This is a genomic window from Luteimonas sp. A537 (assembly GCF_054052065.1).
In genome coordinates, this window is sequence record NZ_JBSVRH010000004.1 from 477,742 (window position 1) to 497,067 (window position 19,326).

The following is a 19,326-nucleotide window of genomic DNA, read 5'->3' on the forward strand; positions in this document are numbered from 1 at the left end:
GTCTAGGGTCCGCGGTGTTAGCAGGTCATGACGTTGACCCCACCGTGACCGCCAACGTGCAATAAGGGGAAGACACCTTCCGGAGTCCTCGTTCCATGCAAGACCAGGCATCCGGAAGCACGCCGCCCGGCCTCCTCCTTCAAACGCCCCGACTGCAGCTGCTGTCGAACGGGTGCTACACCGTGATGCTGACCGCCGCCGGCTCCGGCTACAGCCATCTCGGAAACTGCGCGATCACCCGATGGCGCGCCGATCCGACAGGCGACAACCACGGCTGCTGGCTCTACCTGCGTGACGTCGACAGCGGCGCGACCTGGTCGGTCGGGTTGCAGCCCACCGGGGCCGAGCCCGATACCTATGCGCTGGAATTCATCGATGGCCGCGCAGGCATCCGCCGCCGTGACGGCGACATTGAAACCACCACCGAGGTCGTCGTCGCCGGCAATGCCGATGCGGAGGTCCGGCGCGTCAGCCTGCGCAACAGCGGCGACCGCGAGCGCATCATCGAACTGACCAGCCACGCCGAACTGGTGCTTGCGCCGCAGCAGGGCGATGCCGCGCACCCCGCGTTTTCGAAAATGTTCGTGCGCACGGAGTGGTTGGCCGACCGTCGCGTGCTGCTTGCCACGCGTCGCGTGCGCACGCCAGGCGATCCGTCGATCTGTGCCGCGCAGTGGCTGCAGGTCGAAGGCGACGACGGCGGCGAACCGCAGTGGGAGACCGACCGTGCGCGCTTCATCGGCCGCGGCCGCGACGCGCGCGCCCCGGTGGCGCTCGAATCGGAGACGCTTTCGGGGACGGTCGGCACCGTGCTTGATCCGGTGTTCAGCCTGCGGCGCCGGGTGCGCATCGCGCCCGGGGAAACCGCCACGCTGCAGCTGTGGACGGTGGCGGCCGCTGGCCGCGACGAGGCGCTCGCGCTGGTCGATCGGTTCCGCGGCGTGGATGCCTTCGCGCAGGCGTCCGGGGAGGCGTCGAAGCGTGCGCACGCGCTGCTGTCGCGCCTGGGCCTCGATGCGGCGCAGGCGCGGCGCTTCCAGCGTCTCGCGGCCGCACTGCTGTACCCGGATCCGATGCTGCGCACCCCGCCCGCGGCGCTGGGGAACGGGGAGGGCGGTGCGCCCACGCTCTGGGCCGGCGGCATTTCCGGCGATCGTCCGATCGTGCTGCTGCGCATCACCGACGAGACCGGGCTGGCGCTCGCGGATGACGTCCTGCGCGCCGAAGCGTACTGGCGCGCGCACGATCTCGAGGCCGACCTTGTGGCCGTCGCCGGGTCGGCGGCGGCGTACGACACGCTGCAGGATCGCTTCACGGGGCACGCGACGCGGAATCCGCCGCCGGGCGGCAGGCAGAACCTGTTCGTACTCCGCGCCGACGAGGCGCCAGATGCACTGCTTGCCGGGCTGGCGACGGCGGCCGCGATTGCCCTCGACCAGCGCGACGGTGGCCTCGCGGCACAGGTCGATGCGCTGCCGGCCGCGACAGGGACAGACCTGCCGCACAATGCCGCCCGCCAGCCGACTGCGGCCGCCGGGTCGCCGTCGCGGGGATCGGGCGGCGGCATCGAGGCGACCCTGGAGTTCTTCAACGGCCACGGCGGCTTCGCCGAAGACGGGCGCGAATACGTCACGATCATCCGCAACGGCGCGCTGCCACCGATGCCATGGCTCAACGTCGTCGCCAATCCGGACTTCGGCTTCACCGCCACCGAGGCCGGCGGTGGCTACGCGTGGTCGCGCAACAGCCAGCGCAACCCGATCACGCCGTGGACAAACGATCCGGTCTCCGATCCGCCGCAGGACGTGCTCTACGTGCGTGACGACGAGGATGGCCGGCTGTTCACCGCCACGGCGCTGCCGCGCTGCGGCGACGACGGCGAGTACGTCGCGCGCCACGGCCACGGCTACAGCCGCTTCGAGCACGCCGAACATGGCATCGAGCTCGACCTGCTGCAGTACGTGCCGGTCGACGACGGCCTGAAGATCTCGCGCCTGCGGCTGCGCAACCGCTCGGGACGCACGCGCAGGCTGTCGGTGACCGCCTTCGTACAGTGGGCGCTGGGGCCGAACGGCTCGCAGCCGGCGCCGTTCGTCGCGACCTCTCTGGACCGGGACACCGGCGCGCTGTTCGCCGCCAACGCCTGGCGCGCGGAGTTTGGCGAACGCGTGGCGTTCATGGACCTGCGTGGCCGCCAGCACGCGCACAGCGGCGATCGCCTCGAATTCCTCGGCCGGCGGGGAAACCTGGCCGCGCCGGCGGCACTCCAGGGAGGCGAAGCGCTGTCCGGACGCACCGGTGCCGGGCTGGATCCCTGCGGCGCGCTGCAAACCCGCTTCGAACTGTCCGCCGATGGCGAAGAGGAGATCGTGCTCCTGCTCGGCGACGCGATCAACGCCGGCGCCGCGCGCGAGCTGGTGCGCCGCTACCGCGAGGCGGACCTCGACGCCGTCCTGCAGGCAGCCGTCGCGCAGTGGGACGACATCCTCGGCACCGTGCAGGTGCGCACGCCCGACCGGGCGATGGACCTGCTGCTCAACCGCTGGCTGCTGTACCAGGCGCTGTGCTGCAGGGTCTGGGCGCGCACCGGGTATTACCAGGCCAGCGGCGCCTACGGCTTCCGCGACCAGCTGCAGGACGTGATGGCCACCTGCATCGCACGCCCCGGGGAAGCGCGCGCGCAGCTGCTGCGTGCCGCGGGCCGCCAGTTCGAGCAAGGCGACGTGCAGCACTGGTGGCTGCCGCCGAGCGGCGAGGGCATCCGCACGCGCATGACCGACGACCGCCTGTGGCTGCCGTTCGTCGCCTGTCACTACATGGATGCCACCGGCGACACCGACGTGCTCGATACGCGCCAGTCCTTCATCGAAGGCCCGCAGCTCGAGCCCGGGCAGGACGAAGCCTACTTCCGGCCCACGACTGCGGACAGCGATGCCAGCCTGTACGAACACTGCGCACGCGCCATCGACGTGAGCCTGTCGCTGGGCACGCACGACCTGCCGCTGTTCGGCACCGGCGACTGGAACGACGGCATGAACCGCGTCGGCGAGGAGGGCAGGGGCGAGAGTTCCTGGCTGGGCTGGTTCCTGTGCGCCACCATCGATGCGTTCGCGCCACACGCGAAGGCGCGCGGCGAACACGAGCGCGCAGCGCGCTGGGAAGATGTCGCGAGCACGGTGCGCAAGGGCCTGGACGACGGCGGCTGGGACGGTCAGTGGTACCGTCGCGGCTACTACGACGACGGTACGCCGCTCGGCTCGCACGAAAGCGACGAATGCCGCATCGACACCATCGCCCAGTCGTGGAGCGTGATCGCCGGTGGCGGCGATCCGGCGCATGCGAAGTCGGCGATGGAGCAGGTCCACCGGCAGCTGATCCTGCGCGACGAGAAGGTCGCGCTGCTGTTCACCCCGCCGTTCCAGCACACCGACCACGACCCCGGCTACATCAAGGCCTATCCACCGGGCCTGCGCGAAAACGGCGGCCAGTACACGCACGGCGCGCAGTGGTCGATCTTCGCCTTCGCGAAGATGGGCGACGGCGACCGCGCATTCGAGCTCTTCTCGCTGATCAACCCCGTCCACCATGCATCCACGCCCGAAGGCGTGGACCGCTACAAGGTCGAGCCTTATGTCGCGGTCGCCGACGTGTACTCGGTCGAACCGCACGTCGGCCGCGGCGGCTGGACCTGGTACACCGGATCCGGCGCCTGGCTGTACCGCGCAGGGCTGGAAGCGGTCCTGGGCTTCCATCTGCAGGGCGCGCATCTGCGCCTGGATCCCTGCATTCCACGGGGGTGGCCGGGCTTCTCGATCGAGTACCGCCACGGCGGCAGCCGCTATCTGATCGAGGTCGCCAACCCGAATGGTGCATGTCGCGGCATCGCACGCTGCGAACTCGACGGCGGGATCCTGGACGTTGATCCCTGCCTGATCCCGCTGCGCGACGACGGCCAATCGCACCGCGTGGCCATCGAGTTGGGCCGTTGATCGCGGTTCACGAGCAGCCCTTGCGCGCGCAGCTGTTCAGCGCCGAACAGATGGAGCGGCACGGCCGCGTGCTCGCACAGGCGCACCGGCTGAGCGGGCACCGCGGCGCCGACCTCCTGCTGGCGCGGCTGAGCGCCAACGAGACTGTGATCGACCGCGCCAGCAAGCTGCTCGGCGAGGCCGCGCAGGCCAAGCGCAGGCTGACGCCTGCTGGCGACTGGCTGCTCGACAACCTGTACCTGGTGGAGGAACAGGTCCGCCTCGCCCGCCGCCACCTGCCCAAGGGGTACAGCCGCGAATTGCCGCGGCTGGAAGGCGGCCCGTCCGATCAGCTCCCGCGGGTCTACGACATCGCCCTCAACGCGATTTCGCACGGTGATGGTCGCGTCGATGTCGAAGGCCTGGACCGCTTCATCGCCGCCTACCAGTCGGTCACGCCGCTCACGCTTGGCGAGCTGTGGGCAGTCCCGATCATGTTGCGGCTTGCGCTGATCGAAAATTTGCGCCGGGTCAGCGCGCAGGTCATTGCCGGCCGCATCGACCGCGACCTTGCCGACTTCTGGGCCGACCGCTTCTCGGCGATGGCAGAGTCGGATCCCAAGAGCGTGGTGCTGGTGATCGCCGACATGGCGCGCTCCCGGCCGCCGTCGAGCGGCGCGTTCGTCGCCGAGATCGTGCGCCGCCTGCAGGGGCAAGGCGCGGCGCTGGGCCTGCCGCTGACCTGGATCGAGCAGTGGCTGGCCGACCACGAGCAGGGCATCGCGCAGCTGGTGCAGGTCGAGAGCCAGCAGCAGGCCGCCGACCAGGTGTCGATCAGCAACAGCATCGGCAGCCTGCGTCTGCTGGCGATGACCGACTGGCGCGAGTTCGTCGAAACCGTGAGCATGGTCGAGGCCACGTTGCGCGACGACCCCGCCGGTACGTACGGGCGGATGGACTTCGCCACCCGCGACCGCTACCGCCATGTGGTCGAGTACATCGCCCGTCGCGGCAAACTGCCCGAGACCGAAGTCGCATCGGCCGTGCTGGAACTGGCGCGCGCAGGCGCGGAGCAAACGGGCAGCGACGACTGCAGCGCGCACGTGGGTTACTACCTGATCGATGCCGGGCGCACGCAGCTGGAACGGGCGCTGTCCCTGCAGGGCAGGCCGCTGGCTTCGCTGCGTCGCGGAACCCGACACGTGCCGCTGCCGGCGTATCTGGTGCCGATCATCGCAATCGTCGCGCTGTTCACCTCCGGGCTGGTGCATGACGCGCAGGCGATCCTTGGCGCGCGCGACGTGCTGTGGCTGGTGGGCGTGCTGTGCGTGATTGCCTTCAGCGAGCTGGGCGTGGTCCTGGTCAACTGGTTCGCGACGCTGCTGGTGTTGCCGCGGGCGCTGCCGCGACTGGATTTCTCCGCGGGCATTCCGAACGATGCGCGCACGCTGGTGGCGGTGCCGACCATGATCGGGGACGCGTCGACGGTGGGCCCGCTGGTGGACGCCCTGGAGGTGAGGTTCCTCGCCAACCGCGACCGCAACCTGCACTTCGCCCTGTTGACGGACTTTCTCGATGCCGACGAGCAGGCACTGCCACAGGATGCCGAAGCGCTGGCGACGGCGCGCAACGACATCGAAGCGCTCAACCGGCGCCATGCCAGCGGCGGCGACGACATCTTCTTCATCCTGCACAGGCCGCGCACCTGGAACCCGCGTGAACACAGATGGATGGGCCACGAACGCAAGCGCGGCAAGCTCGCCGCGCTCAATTCGCTGTTGCACGAAGGCGATGCCAGCGCGTTCTCGATGATCGCCGGCGAGCCGGGCGTGCTGCGTGGCGTGCGCTACGTGATCACGCTCGACACCGACACCCACCTGCCGCGCGACGCCGCGCGCGAACTGGTCGGCACGCTCGCGCATCCACTCAACCGGGCGCGGCTGGATCCGCGGCGGCGCGTGGTGGAAGGGGGTTACGGCATCCTGCAGCCGCGCGTCGGCACCCGCATGGGCGGTGAACGCCGTTCGTGGTACGTGCGCCTGTATGGCAGCGAGCCGGGAATCGACCCGTACACGCGCACCGTTTCGGACGTGTACCAGGACCTGTTCGGCGAGGGTTCGTTCGTCGGCAAGGGCATCTACGACGTGGCGGCGTTCGGGCAGGCGCTGGACGCGCGCTTCCCCGACAACCGGATCCTCAGCCACGACCTGCTCGAAGGCTGCTACGCGCGTGCCGGACTGGTCAGCGACGTGCAGCTGTACGAGGACTATCCGTCGCGCTACGCACTCGACGTCAAGCGCCGGCACCGCTGGATCCGCGGCGACTGGCAGCTGTTGCCGTGGCTGCTGCCGTGGGTGCCGGGGGGCGAAGGCCGCCGCGAACGCAACCCGTTGTCGATGCTCTCGCGCGGCAAGCTGCTCGACAACCTGCGCCGCAGCCTCGTGCCCGTGGCGACGGTGTCGCTGTTCGTGCTTGGCTGGCTGCTCGCGCCTCACCCGCTGCGCTGGACGCTGTGGGTGCTGTCGACGCTGCTGCTGGCGCCGCTGGTGACGGCCATGACCGCGCTGCTCGACAAGCCGGACGAGCTGCCGCTGCGCGCGCACCTGCTGCATCGCGTGCAGGCGGCGGGGCACGATCTTGCGAGGGTCGTCCTGGGCGCGGCGTTCCTGCCGTACGAAGCGTTCTACAGCCTCGACGCCATCGTGCGGACACTGTGGCGGGTGCTGGTGTCGCGCCGGCGCATGCTGCAGTGGAGTCCCTCCAGCGAAGTCGAGAAGACACTGGGCGACGGCCTGGCGGCGTCACTGCGTTCGATGTGGTTCGCGCCCGCGTTCGCGCTTGTGGTGGCGGCCGCGCTCTTCCGCCTGCAGCCGATGGCGTTGCCCGTGGCCGCGCCGCTGCTCGGGCTGTGGCTGCTGTCGCCCTGGCTGGCCTGGTGGACCGGGCGGCCGCGCGCGCGCGCGGCGCACGGACTGTCGGTGGAGCAGGGCAGGTTCCTCGGCCGGTTGTCGCGGCGCACGTGGGCGTACTTCGAGGATTTCGTGACTGCCGCCGACCATTGGCTGCCGCCCGACAACATCCAGGAGCGTCGCGCGCCGCTGGTTGCGCGGCGCACGTCACCGACCAACATCGGCCTGTCGCTGCTCGCCAACCTGTCCGCGCACGACTTCGGCTACCAGCAGGCCGATGCCATGGCCAAACGCGTCGGCAACACCCTTGCGACACTGGAGCTGCTGCCGCGGCATCGCGGCCATTACTACAACTGGTACGACACCGAAACGCTGCGCCCGCTGCCGCCGCTGTACGTGTCCACCGTCGACAGCGGCAACCTCTCCGGACATCTGCTGACCCTGCGCCAGGGACTGCTGGCACAGCCCGATTCGGCGGTGCTGGCACCCGCTACCTGGCAAGGCTTGCGCGATGCCGCGGGGGTATTGGAAGAAGCCGGCGTCGGCGTACCCGAGGCCTTCCGCGGGAGGATCGATGCGCTGCTCGCCGCATCGCCGGCTACCTGCGGCGAAGCCGTGCTGGCGCTTGCCGAACTCACGGTGCTGGCGGAACCACTGGTCGGGCACGACGCACCGGGCGGCGCGGATTCCGATGCGGATGTGTCGACGGAGGCGTCGTACTGGGGGCGGAAGCTGCTGGCGCAGTGCCGTGCCGCGAGCGCCGCACTGGCGTGGCTACCGCCCGCGCTGTCGACGTCGGCGATCCCGACCCTGCGGGAACTTGAGCGCACCTCGCCCGACGAGCAGGTGCAGGCCATCGCAAGGGCCCACATCGCGGAGTTCGAGCGCCTGGCCCACGTCGCCGGCCAGTGCGCGCAGAACGAACTCGATTTCCTCTACGACCGCAGCCGCCACCTGCTCACCATCGGCTACAACGTCGACGAGCACCGCAGCGACCCAGGCTACTACGACCTGCTGGCGTCCGAAGCGCGCCTGGCCAGCTTCATCGGCATTGCCCGGGGCCAGCTGCCGCAGGACGCGTGGTTCGCGCTGAGCCGGCTGCTGACCGACATCGACGGCGACCCGGCGCTGCTGTCGTGGAGCGGCTCGATGTTCGAATACCTCATGCCGCAGCTGGTGATGCCCAGCTACGAGGGCTCGCTGCTCGACCAGACCGCGCAGGTGAGCGTGGCCAGGCAGATCGAGTACGGACGCCAGCGCGACGTTCCGTGGGGTATTTCCGAATCCGGATACAACGCCGTCGACGCGCGCATGAACTACCAGTACCGCGCCTTCGGCGTGCCGGGACTCGGCCTGCGGCGCGGGTTGGCGCAGGACCTGGTGATCGCGCCCTACGCCAGCATGATGGCGTTGATGGTCGCGCCAATGGAGGCCTGCCGGAACCTGCAGCATATGGCCGCCGCCGGCTGCGCGGGACGCTACGGCATGTACGAGGCGATCGACTACACACCTGCGCGCTTGCCGCGCGGACAGCCGCACGCGCTGGTGCGCTCGTTCATGGCCCACCACCAGGGCATGGGGCTGTTGGCGCTGGACTACCTGCTCCACGACCAGCCGATGCAGCGCCGGTTCGTGGCCGACCCCGAATTCATGGCCACGCTGCTGCTGCTGCAGGAGCGCATCCCGCGCACCGGCGCCTTCCATCCGCACACGACCGAAGTCGCCGGCGCGGCCGTGATGTCCGATCCCGCCGAAACCCGCCTGCGCATCTTCCGCAACGCCTCCTCGCCGCGGCCGGCGATCCAGATGCTGTCCAACGGCCGCTACCACCTGATGTTGACCACCGCCGGCGGTGGCTACAGCCGCCTGCATGACATGGCGGTGACGCGCTGGCGCGAGGACGGCACGCGTGATCCCTGGGGGAACTGGTGCTATCTGCGCGACGTGGACAGCAGCGAGTTCTGGTCGGCTTCGTACCAGCCCACGGCCGTGGAGGTGTCCGGCTACGAGGCGATCTTCTCCGACGCCAAGGCCGAGTTCCGCGGCCGCAAGCAGGGCTTCGAAACCCACCTTGAGATCGCCGTGTCGCCCGAGGACGACATCGAACTGCGCCGGCTGCACGTGACCAACCAGTCGCGCACGGCGCGCACGATCGAAGTCACCACCTACGCCGAGGTGGTACTGGCGCCGGCGATCTCGGACGAACTGCATCCGGCCTTCAGCAATCTGTTCGTGCAGACCGAACTGGTGCCCGAGCGGCAGGCGATCCTGTGCACACGACGCCCGCGCGCGCACGATGAGGTGCCGCCGTGGATGTTCCATCTGGTCGCGGTGCACGACGCCGACATCGTGGAAATCTCCTACGAGACCGACCGCTCGCGGTTCATCGGTCGCGGCCACGACGCGCGCGCGCCGCGCGCCATGCTCGAGCCGGCGCCGTTGTCGAACAGCCAGGGCTCGGTGCTCGACCCGGTCGTCGCGATCCGCTCCCGGATCACCCTGGCGCCGGACCAGACCGCGACCATCGACATGGTCACCGGCTTGGCGGCGGCGCGCGACGATTGCCGGGTGCTGGTCGACAAATACCGGGACCGCCGGCTGGCCGACCGCGTGTTCGACCTGGCCTGGACCCACAGCCAGGTGGTGCGTCGCCAGATCGACGCCTCGCAGGCCGACGCGCAGCTGTACGAGCGCCTGGCCGGGCTGGTGCTGCACGGGAACCCGGCGCTGCGCGCAGGGCCATCCGTGCTGCTGCAGAACCGCCGCGGCCAGTCGGGGCTGTGGGGGCAGGCGATCTCCGGTGACCACCCGATCGTGCTGGTACAGATCGAGGGCGCGGAAAACATCGAACTGGTGCGGCAGATGGTGCAGGCCTACGCGTACTGGCGACTCAAGGGCCTGACCGTCGACCTGGTGATCTGGAACGACGAGCAGGGCGGCTATCGCCAGCAGTTGCACGACCAGATCATGGGCCTGATAACGGCCGGCGTGGAAGCCCACGTGATCGACCGCCCCGGCGGCATCTTCGTCCGACCCGCACACCAGCTGCCGCAGGAGGACCGCATCCTGCTGCAATCGGTGGCACGCGTGATCGTGAGCGACGCGCACGGCACGCTGGCCGAACAGATCGCGCATCGGCGGCCGCCGGAGGCGGTGATGCCGCCGCTGCAGCCGCAGCCCACCCAGTACGAGCTGATGCCGATGCCCACCGCCGACGAGCACGCCAGCGCCGGCCGCGGCGGCGACGCGGCCTTCGACCCGTGGCCGTTTGACCAAGGCACCGGACCGCTGCGCGATGGCAACGGCATCGGAGCCTTCTCGGCCGACGGTCGCGAATACGTGATCGACCTGCAGCCGGGCGACAACACGCCCGCGCCGTGGTCGAACGTGCTCGCCAACCCGCAGTTCGGCTGCGTGGTGAGCGAATCCGGCACCGGCTACACCTGGGCGGAGAACGCGCACGAGTTCCGCCTCACGCCGTGGCACAACGATCCGGTGGGAGACAGCAACGGTGAGGCGTTCTACCTGCGCGACGAGCAGACCGGGCGGTTCTGGTCGCCGACGCCGCTGCCCTGCCGCGGCGAGGGTGCGTACCGGGTGCGGCATGGCTTCGGCTACAGCGTCTACGAGCACGAGCAGGACGATGTCGCCAGCGAACTGTGGGTCTACGTGGCGCGCGACGCGGCCGTCAAGTTCAGCGTGCTGCGCGTGCGCAACACCGGCGACCGCACGCGCCGGCTCAGTGCCACCGGCTACGTGGAATGGATCCTCGGCGACCTGCACGCACGCACGCACATGCACGTGGTCACCGAGTCCGCCACGGAACACGCCGCGGTGCTCGCGCGCAATGCCTACAACACCGAATTCAGCGGCCGGGCCGCGTTCTTCGCCGCCGACGTCGCAACCGGGGGATGGCACGGCGAGGAGGCGCGCCGCAGCATCAGCGGCGATCGCAACGAGTTCATCGGCCGCAACGGCAGCCTGCGCTCGCCGGCGGCGATGACGCGCGAACGCCTGTCCGGGCGACTTGGCGCCGGACTCGATCCCTGCGCCGCGATCCAGGTGCCGCTGGACCTGGCGCCCGGGCAGTCGCGCGACGTGATATTCCGCCTCGGCGCAGGGCGTACGCGCGCCGAGGCGCTGGCGACGCTGCAGGAGACGCGCGGGCGCGACGCGGCCTGGGACGCCCTCGACGAGGTCCGCGTCGGCTGGCTGCGCACGCTCGGTGCGGTACAGGTGGAAACACCCGAACCGGCCGTCGACCTGCTCGCCAACGGCTGGTTGCTCTACCAGACCATCGGCTGCCGTTACTTCGCGCGCAGCGGCTACTACCAATCCGGCGGCGCGTTCGGCTTCCGCGACCAGCTGCAGGACATCATGGCGATGCTGCACGCCGATCCGAAGCTCGCGCGCGACCACCTGTTGCTGTGCGCCGAGCACCAGTTCATGGAAGGCGACGTGCAGCACTGGTGGCACCCGCCGCTGGACCGCGGCGTGCGCACGCGGTGCTCCGACGACTACCTGTGGCTGCCGCTGGCCACCTGCCGCTACGTCGAGGCCACCGGCGACCGTGACGTGCTCAACGAACGCATGACCTACGTCGAAGGTCGCCAGGTCGACCCCGACGAGGAGTCCTATTACGACCTGCCTTCGCGCTCCGGCCTGCGCGAAACGCTGTACCAGCACTGCGTGCGCGGCCTGCAGCGCGCGCTCGACCTGTTCGGCGAACGTGGCCTCCCGCTGATCGGCACCGGCGACTGGAACGACGGCATGAACCGGGTGGGGGAGGGCGGCCGCGGCGAGAGCGTGTGGCTGGGGTTCTTCCTGTACGACGTGCTCAACCGCTTCAACGGACTGGCGCGCGACCGCGGCGACCTGCTGTTCGCCGAACGCTGCCTCGAACGCGCGACGCAGCTGCGCCAGGCACTGGAAGACCATGCCTGGGATGGCGCGTGGTACCGGCGCGCGTGGTTCGACAACGGGATGCCGCTGGGCTCGGCGCAGAGCGACGAGTGCACGATCGATTCGATCTCGCAGAGCTGGTCGGTGCTGTCGGGCGCTGCCGATCCGGTGCGCGCAAGGCAGGCGATGGAGTCGCTGGACCAGCGCCTGGTGCGGCGCGATGCAGGCCTGGTGCAGCTGCTCGACCCTCCATTCGACAAGACCGGGCAGGACCCCGGCTACATCCGCGGTTACGTGCCCGGCGTGCGCGAGAACGGCGGCCAGTACACCCACGCGGCGGTGTGGGCGACGATAGCCTTCGCCGAGCTCGGCGACCATGCGCGCGCGTGGGAACTGTTCCGCATGATCAACCCGATCCACCACGGCGGCACCGCAGAACGCATCGCGACCTACAAGGTGGAACCCTACGTGGTCGCCGCCGACGTGTACGCGGTCGAACCGCACGTCGGCCGCGGCGGCTGGACCTGGTACACCGGCTCGGCCGGCTGGATGTACCGGCTGGTCGTCGAATCCCTGCTGGGCCTGCGGCTCGAGGGTGACACCCTGCGGCTGTCGCCCTGCATCCCACCCGACTGGCCCGGTTACCGCGTGCGCTATCGCTACCGCGACACGGTCTACCGCATCCACGTGCGCCAGGAAGCCGGGAAAGGCATGTCGCCGCGATTGCTGGTCGACGGCATGGAGCAGCCCGGGCTGGTCGTTCCACTGCGCGACGACCATGCGCAGCACGCCGTGGAGCTGTGGCTTCCGCAGCCGGCCCCATGACAGGCTACAGGGTCATGTCTTCGTAGCTGCGGGGATCGGAGACCGGTTCCAGGTGCCCGGTCACGCGCATGGCCGGGAACTCCGCCACGATCTTCTCCACCAGGTCTTCCATGGCGTCATGCCCGCGCAGCACCGTCCAGTCGCCGGGCACCAGCATGTGCATCTCCATGAACTGGCGGGCGCCGGACTCGCGCGTGCGCACGGCATGGAATTCGATCCGACCCGGTTCGGCGTGCGCGTTCAGGATGGCATGGATCCTGGCGTTGTCTTCCGCGGACAGGGTCGCGTCCATCAGGCCGGAGGCGGATTCGGACATCAGCCGGTAGCCGGTGACCAGGATGTTCACGCCCACCAGGATCGCGATCACCGGATCCAGCCAGTTCCAGCCCGTCAGCCACGCCAGCCCCAGGCCCACCACGACCCCGACCGAGGTGTACACGTCGGTCATCAGGTGCTTGCCGTCGGCGCGCAGAGTGATGGAGCGGTGTCGCGTGCCGACCTTTATCAGGATTCGCCCGACGACGCCGTTGAGGACAGCGGCCACGATCGAAATGGCGAGGCCGAGGCCGAGCGACCCCAGCGGCCGCGGGTTGAACAGGCGATCGATGCCCAGGTAGATGATCGAGGCCGCGGCGACGAAGATCATGATGCCTTCCAGCGCGGCCGAGAAATACTCCGCCTTGCTGTGGCCGAAGTGGTGGTCGTCGTCGGCCGGCCGGGCGGCGATCGTCAGCGAGACCAGGGCGACGATCGCAGCCACCAGGTTGACCATCGATTCGGCGGCGTCCGACAGCAGGCCCACCGAACCGGTGATGGCCCAGGCGCTGCCCTTGAGCAGGACCGTCAGCACAGCGGTCACGATGGCCAGCCAGGCGTATTTCCTCAGGTCCGGCGTGGCTTCGGCCGGTCTGTCGCGGGGTTTCATGGTGACCATTGTCCGCTGCGCGCATCGGTGGGGCCAGTCGGAAGCCTGCCGGTGCACGATCGCCAGGGCGGCTCGGAACTAGGACGTCGCCTGCGCGGGTATACGTCGTCGTTCCAGCGCGGTGGGCGGCGCTTGCGCGCAGGTCGATCAAAGAGGAGTGCGCATAGCCTGGCAGACGTCAGGGCCACAGGACGAGAAGGGCGGAGCGCTCCTCTGGCCGTCCTGAGCCGAACGAGGTGGGCTGTTAGCTCTTTGCCGGTAGTGGATGTCTGCCCGGGCAGCGGATTAGGGAGCATTATCGGGGGTAGGGAAGGCAGCTTCCCACTCGAAACCCACAGCGTTCCACGAGTTCAACCTGACGATGTCAGCAGGCTTGAGTGGTTGCGCTCAAAGACGACTCACATGGAAGGCGGACGACAGCCAAGTCGACTTTCACGGTATGCGATCGGTGCCGTCGAGCAGAGACAGCTTCGAACTGGCGCCTCCCGTCAAGCCTCACTTGGCCGAGTACTTTGACGTCAATGGTGTGGGCGCTGGGCCAGGAGTTACTGATTGCCAAAGAGCCCACCGTTCCCGAGGAGCGGCAGGCCCTGCCTCGTGCGGCCTGGAATCAGTTTTCCGGCTTCGGAACGGAAGCCTCGGTTGTGATGCGCAGCTGCACTTCGTCGCTGACGTTCGGAACAAACATGCCCAGATCGAAGTCCGTGCGCTTGATCGTGGCAACGGCGTCGAAGCCCGCGGTCGGCTGCCCGCTCATCGGGTTCTCGGCGATCTGGTTGATGCTGGCAACCAGCACCACTGGCTTGGTGATGTCCTTGATGGTCAGGTCGCCGGTGATGGCCAGCCTTCCGTCACCATTCGCCTTCACAGAGGTGCTCTTGAAGGTCGCCTGAGGGAAGTTCGCGGCGTCGAAGAAGTCCGCGCTGCGCAGGTGGTCGTCGAAGGCGGCCACGTGCGAGGACAGCCCGGCCAGCGGGAGCACAACTTCCACGTTGGAAGCGGCGACATCGTCCGGATCGTAGGTGATCGACCCGTCGACCTGGCCGAAGTGCGCGATCGGATTGGAGAATCCGAAATGGTTCCACTGCGCGATGACGTCGGTGTGGGTCGGGTCGATCTTGTAGGTCACCGGGGCGGCGAAGGCGTAGACGGAAGAGGCGAGAAGTACAGCGGCGAGGATGCCGCAGGAAAGACGGTTCTTCATGGAAGGCTCCAGTTGCGTGAGTTGAGACGGGCGGCGATACATAGGGGCAACAGCCGCCGACCACACGAACAAGGATATCGTTCTGATTTCGTTGATAAAGCCGCTTTTCGTGACATGAATGTCTCTGGATTAGAGTCAATGCCTTGGCGGCTTTTGAGAGAGTGAGAGAGACAGAGAGAGAGCGAACCGCGGATATGTCGGCGGCATTGTCGCTAATATAGAAACAATGAAGTCGCTTTCATCCAGTTTATCGACTCAGTCGTGACAATGAGAATAGCTCCGTCGCGGATCATCCGCCTCGATCAAAACGGAGCCGTCCATGCAACTTTGCAATTCCAAGGCCCGCTGGGGTGTGATCAGCCAGCTTTTACACTGGGCCGTCCTGGTGATGATCGTGTGGCTCGCCTGGCTTGGCCTGACCATGGTCGACATGCCGCCCACGCCGGCAAAGATCAACGCGTATGCACTGCACAAGTCGCTTGGCCTGACCCTGCTCGCCCTGGTTGTGCTGCGCCTGGCTTGGCGACTGTTCGCCGGCGCGCCGAAGCCGGTGGCCGGCACGCCCACCTGGCAGGCGCGCATTGCAGACGCCACCCACATCGCGCTCTATGTGCTGCTGTTCGCGATTCCGCTCAGCGGCTGGGTGTTCAACTCCGCCTCGGGCTATCCGCTGCAGTGGTTCAAGAAGTTCAACCTGCCGTCGATTGTCGAGCGCAGCGAAGAACTGGCCGCGCTGTCCATCCAGGTGCACGAGTACGGCTTCTGGCTGCTGATCCTGCTCGTGCTGGCCCACGCGGGCGCTGCCTTCTATCACCACTCCTTCCAGGGCGACGACACCCTGCGCCGCATGCTCCCCAGCCTGCGTCGTGCTGCCGCGCCCACCGCACCCGTTCTGGAGAACTGAAATGAACGTTCGTAACCGCATCCTTCCCTTCGCGCTGGCCGCCGCCTTTGCCGCCACCGCTGCTCCCGTCGCCGCTGCAGACTACGTCCAGTCCTCGGGCGCGCTGAGCTTTGCCAGCGAGTACCAGGGCGAGACCTTCGTCGGCCTCTTCCCCGAATTCCAGGCCAGGTTGAGCTTCGACCCGGCCGCGCCACAGGACGCGAAGCTCGACGTGACGATTCCGCTGGCGACCGCCGACACGAAGAACACAGACCGAGACGGCACGCTCAAGGCCGCGGCTTTCTTCAACGTGGGACAGTTCGCCACTGCCCGCTACACCGCGAGTGGCTTCCGCAGCTTGGGCGGTGACCGCTACGTCGCCGACGGCACGCTGGAGCTGAGTGGGATCAAGAAGCCGGTGAGCCTGTCCATCACCTGGACCCCGGGCAATCGCCCCGTGTTGGCCGGCACGGCCACGGTCAAGCGCCTGGACTTTGGTGTGGGCGCGGGCGACTGGGCCGATCTTTCACTCATCCCGAACAACGTCGCCGTGTCGACAAGGGTGACCTTCCGTCCGGCGCTCTGACCGCCACTCCTGCAGTGGGCACCAACGTTGGGAACACTCCATGACCGACTTCAATGCACTGCTCCTACGCCTGCTAGCGGCAGCGGTACTGGTTTCGATCGAGCCATCGCATCCGAACATCATCAACTGGTCCGGCGCCGCGCTCCTCATGGTCGGCTTCAAGACCCGATATGCCGCCGCCGTGCTGGGAGTGCTTGGACTGTCGGCGCTGGCCCGGCTGCCCTGGGATTTCATCTCACCGTCGGCATTCCTGGAGTTCGCCGGCACCGGCATGTTCACCATGGTCCTGTTCGTGATCGCGGTGCTCGGCGCCGGAGGCTTCAGCATGGATGAATGGGTCCATTCCCGAAGGATTGCGGGGGCGGAAACCGCTTGCAGGACAGCCAATGGGCACGCGGCCGGCAACCCGCAGGGGTCGCTCGAAGCAACGGTCAGCAGGTGCATGGACATCAAGCTTCAATCCAGCTCCCGCCTACGAGCGTGGCTGCAATCACCGTCGAATCCGGAAATCCACACGCGTTAGCCGCAGCTTGGCAGCCTGTCATATGCAGCTATTTGCACTCCAACGATTGCACACAAAATAGGAGCATCCCGTGGGCCTGTTGATTGACAAGCTGGCTCTGCTCGGAGCCATGTCATCACCCGGGTAATCACTCATGCCGGGCGTTTCCTTCCAATCCACCGAGGACAAACAATGATCCAGTTCAAACAAATGTTGATCGTGGCTGCCATCGCCGGAGTGCTGACCGCCTGTGGCAGCAATGTCGGCGAAGAGGCCGCAGTCGTAACGCCGGCGCAGACCGCACCGGCGACAACCCCCGCACCTGAAAACGCAGCGGCCAGCAGCTTCGCCACTGCTGAAGTAACGAAGTTCAACACCCCTTGGGCGATGACTTTCCTGCCTGACGGCAGTCTGCTGGTGACCGAGATGGGGGGCACGCTGCGCCTCTACGACCCGGCGACCGGCAAGACCGGCAACATCAGTGGGGTACCGGAGGTGAAGCATGTGGCCCAGGGCGGCCTGGGCGATGTCGTCCTGCATCCCGGGTACGCCGAGAACGGACTGGTCTACCTCAGCTTCAACGAACCCGGCGACGGGGGCCTGATGGGTGCCGCGGTTGCGCGCGGCAAGTTGATGCTCGATGGTCAGGGTGGTGGCGCGCTCGAGAACCTCGAGGTGATCTGGCGCCAGGACCCGAAGAAGAGCGGCGACGGCCACTTCGGCTACCGCATCGCCTTCGGCAGCGACGGCAAGCTGTTCATCAGTTCGAGCGAGCGCAAGGAGTTTGACCCGGCGCAGGACCTGGGCACCAACCTGGGCAAGATCGTGCGCCTCAACGACGACGGCACGCCTGCAGAGGGCAATCCATTCGCCGACCAGGGCGGCGTGACCGCGCAGATCTGGACGCTGGGCCACCGCAACATCCTCGGCCTGGCCTTCGACGCCAGCGGCCAGCTGTGGGCACAGGAAATGGGGCCCATGGGCGGCGATGAACTCAACCGCATCGAGAAGGGCGCCAACTATGGCTACCCGATCATTTCCAATGGCGACCACTACGACGGCACCGTGATCCCCGACCACGACACCCGCCCGGAATTCCGCGCGCCGGTGGTGAGCTGGAATCCGGTGATCTCGCCCGCTGGCTTCATGATTTACAGCGGTGACCTGTTCCCGGCGTGGAAGGGCAACGGTTTCATCGGCGGCATGTCGTCGAAGTCGCTGGTGCGCATCGAGTTCGATGGCGACAGCGCACGCGAAGCGCAGCGATTCGACATGCAGCGGCGCATCCGCGAAGTTGAACAGGGCCCCGATGGCGCCATCTGGCTGCTTGAAGACGGCACCCGCCAGGGCGAGGGTTGGTTGTTGAAGCTGACGCCGGAGCAAGCAACGTCGGCGACCGAAAGCTGACCCTTCCAATCATGCAGGGCGAGGTTTGACTCCGGGAATTTCGTGGTCAAACCTCGTCAAAGCGGCATCAGACCTGTTCTGGCGTGGCAGCCACGGAGTCCTTCAGCGACGTGGTCGGCCGGCCGATCAGCTTCGACAGGACACGCCCGTCATCGAACAGGGCGTCCTTTCATACGCAGCTGTTCGCATTCCAACGATTGCACACAACGCAGGAGAATCCCGTGGGCCTGTTGATTGAAGGCAAATGGCGCGACAAGTGGTACGACACGGCTGAGGACGGCCAATTCCGGCGCGAGGAGGCCAGCTTCCGAGATTGGCTTAGCGCCGACGGTGGCGTCGGACCGGATGGGCAGCGTGGACACCGCGCCGAGCCCGGTCGCTACCGGTTGTACGTCAGCTACGCCTGCCCCTGGGCGCACCGCACCCTGATCGTGCGCGCCCTGAAAGGGCTCGAGGAGCTGGTGCCGGTGTCTGTCGTGCACTGGCGCATGCTCGAGCACGGCTGGACTTTCGCCAATGGCACGGGGGTCACGCCTGACCCGGTGATGGGCGCGGAGTACCTGCACCAGCTCTACACCCGGGCACGACCCGGGATGACGGGTCGGGTGACGGTGCCGCTGCTCTGGGACCAGGCCACGGACACCATCGTCAGCAACGAGTCTTCCGAGATCATCCGCATGTTCAATGCGGCGTATGACGTTCTGGGCGCGAAGCCGGGCGACTACTATCCGGCGCCACTGCGCGAGGAGATCGACGCGGTCAACGCGCGGGTCTATGCGACCGTCAACAACGGGGTGTATCGGGCCGGCTTTGCCACCACGCAGGAAGCATACGAGGCGGCGGTGCTGCCGCTGTTCGAAGCCCTCGACTGGCTCGAGGAGCACCTTTCCACCCGGGACTGGCTGGTCGGCGACCGGCTCACGGAGGTCGATATCCGCCTGTTCACGACCCTGGTGCGCTTCGACCCGGTTTACCACGGGCACTTCAAATGCAACCTCCGGCGGATCGCCGACTATCCGGCACTGCATGGGTTCACCGCGCGGATGATGAAGATTCCGGGGGTCAGCGATACGGTCCACTTCGACCACATCAAGCGGCACTACTACGAGAGCCACCCCACCATCAATCCGACCGGGGTCGTGCCCTTGGGGCCACTGCAGCCGTTCTGAGCCTGCCATCCCCGGAAAGCACGAGGCCGACCCGTTTCGGGGCCGG

9 protein-coding genes are annotated in these 19,326 nt (G+C 67.8%); 7 read left to right on the plus strand and 2 right to left on the minus strand.

What is annotated here, in order from left to right; genetic code table 11:
• Positions 1-95: 95 nt before the first annotated feature.
• On the plus strand, positions 96-3,989 hold the full coding sequence (locus ACW7GZ_RS12945) for a GH36-type glycosyl hydrolase domain-containing protein (RefSeq protein WP_457009588.1): 3,894 nt from the start codon (positions 96-98) through the stop codon (positions 3,987-3,989).
• A gap of 50 nt (positions 3,990-4,039) precedes the next feature.
• Positions 4,040-12,604, plus strand: coding sequence for a GH36-type glycosyl hydrolase domain-containing protein (locus tag ACW7GZ_RS12950; RefSeq protein ID WP_457009634.1), 8,565 nt, complete (start codon positions 4,040-4,042; stop codon positions 12,602-12,604).
• A gap of 4 nt (positions 12,605-12,608) precedes the next feature.
• Here ACW7GZ_RS12950 and ACW7GZ_RS12955 read toward each other — a convergent pair whose 3' ends face one another.
• The gene (locus ACW7GZ_RS12955) at positions 12,609-13,529 is read right to left on the minus strand and encodes a cation diffusion facilitator family transporter (RefSeq protein WP_457009590.1); all 921 of its coding nucleotides are present in this window, start codon (positions 13,527-13,529) and stop codon (positions 12,609-12,611) included.
• Positions 13,530-14,139: 610 nt separating this feature from the next.
• Positions 14,140-14,733, minus strand: a complete 594-nt coding sequence (locus ACW7GZ_RS12960; RefSeq protein WP_457002664.1) for a YceI family protein — start codon at positions 14,731-14,733, stop codon at positions 14,140-14,142.
• Positions 14,734-15,052: 319 nt separating this feature from the next.
• On the opposite strand from ACW7GZ_RS12960, the gene ACW7GZ_RS12965 reads away from it, so the two are divergent.
• The 5 genes from ACW7GZ_RS12965 (at position 15,053) to ACW7GZ_RS12985 (ending at position 19,280) form a co-directional block, all read left to right on the plus strand.
• The gene (locus ACW7GZ_RS12965; RefSeq protein WP_457002666.1) at positions 15,053-15,637 is read left to right on the plus strand and encodes a cytochrome b; all 585 of its coding nucleotides are present in this window, start codon (positions 15,053-15,055) and stop codon (positions 15,635-15,637) included.
• A gap of 1 nt (position 15,638) precedes the next feature.
• Positions 15,639-16,202 (plus strand): YceI family protein, encoded by a 564-nt coding sequence (locus ACW7GZ_RS12970; RefSeq protein ID WP_457002668.1) that lies wholly within the window; start codon positions 15,639-15,641, stop codon positions 16,200-16,202.
• A 40-nt stretch (positions 16,203-16,242) separates the two neighbouring features.
• Positions 16,243-16,725, plus strand: coding sequence for a DoxX family protein (locus ACW7GZ_RS12975; RefSeq protein ID WP_457002670.1), 483 nt, complete (start codon positions 16,243-16,245; stop codon positions 16,723-16,725).
• 174 nt (positions 16,726-16,899) lie between these two features.
• Entirely contained in the window at positions 16,900-18,111 is a 1,212-nt protein-coding gene (locus ACW7GZ_RS12980) for a PQQ-dependent sugar dehydrogenase (RefSeq protein ID WP_457002906.1), read from the plus strand.
• A gap of 221 nt (positions 18,112-18,332) precedes the next feature.
• Positions 18,333-19,280, plus strand: coding sequence for a glutathione S-transferase family protein (locus ACW7GZ_RS12985; protein ID WP_457002671.1), 948 nt, complete (start codon positions 18,333-18,335; stop codon positions 19,278-19,280).
• Positions 19,281-19,326: the final 46 nt, after the last annotated feature.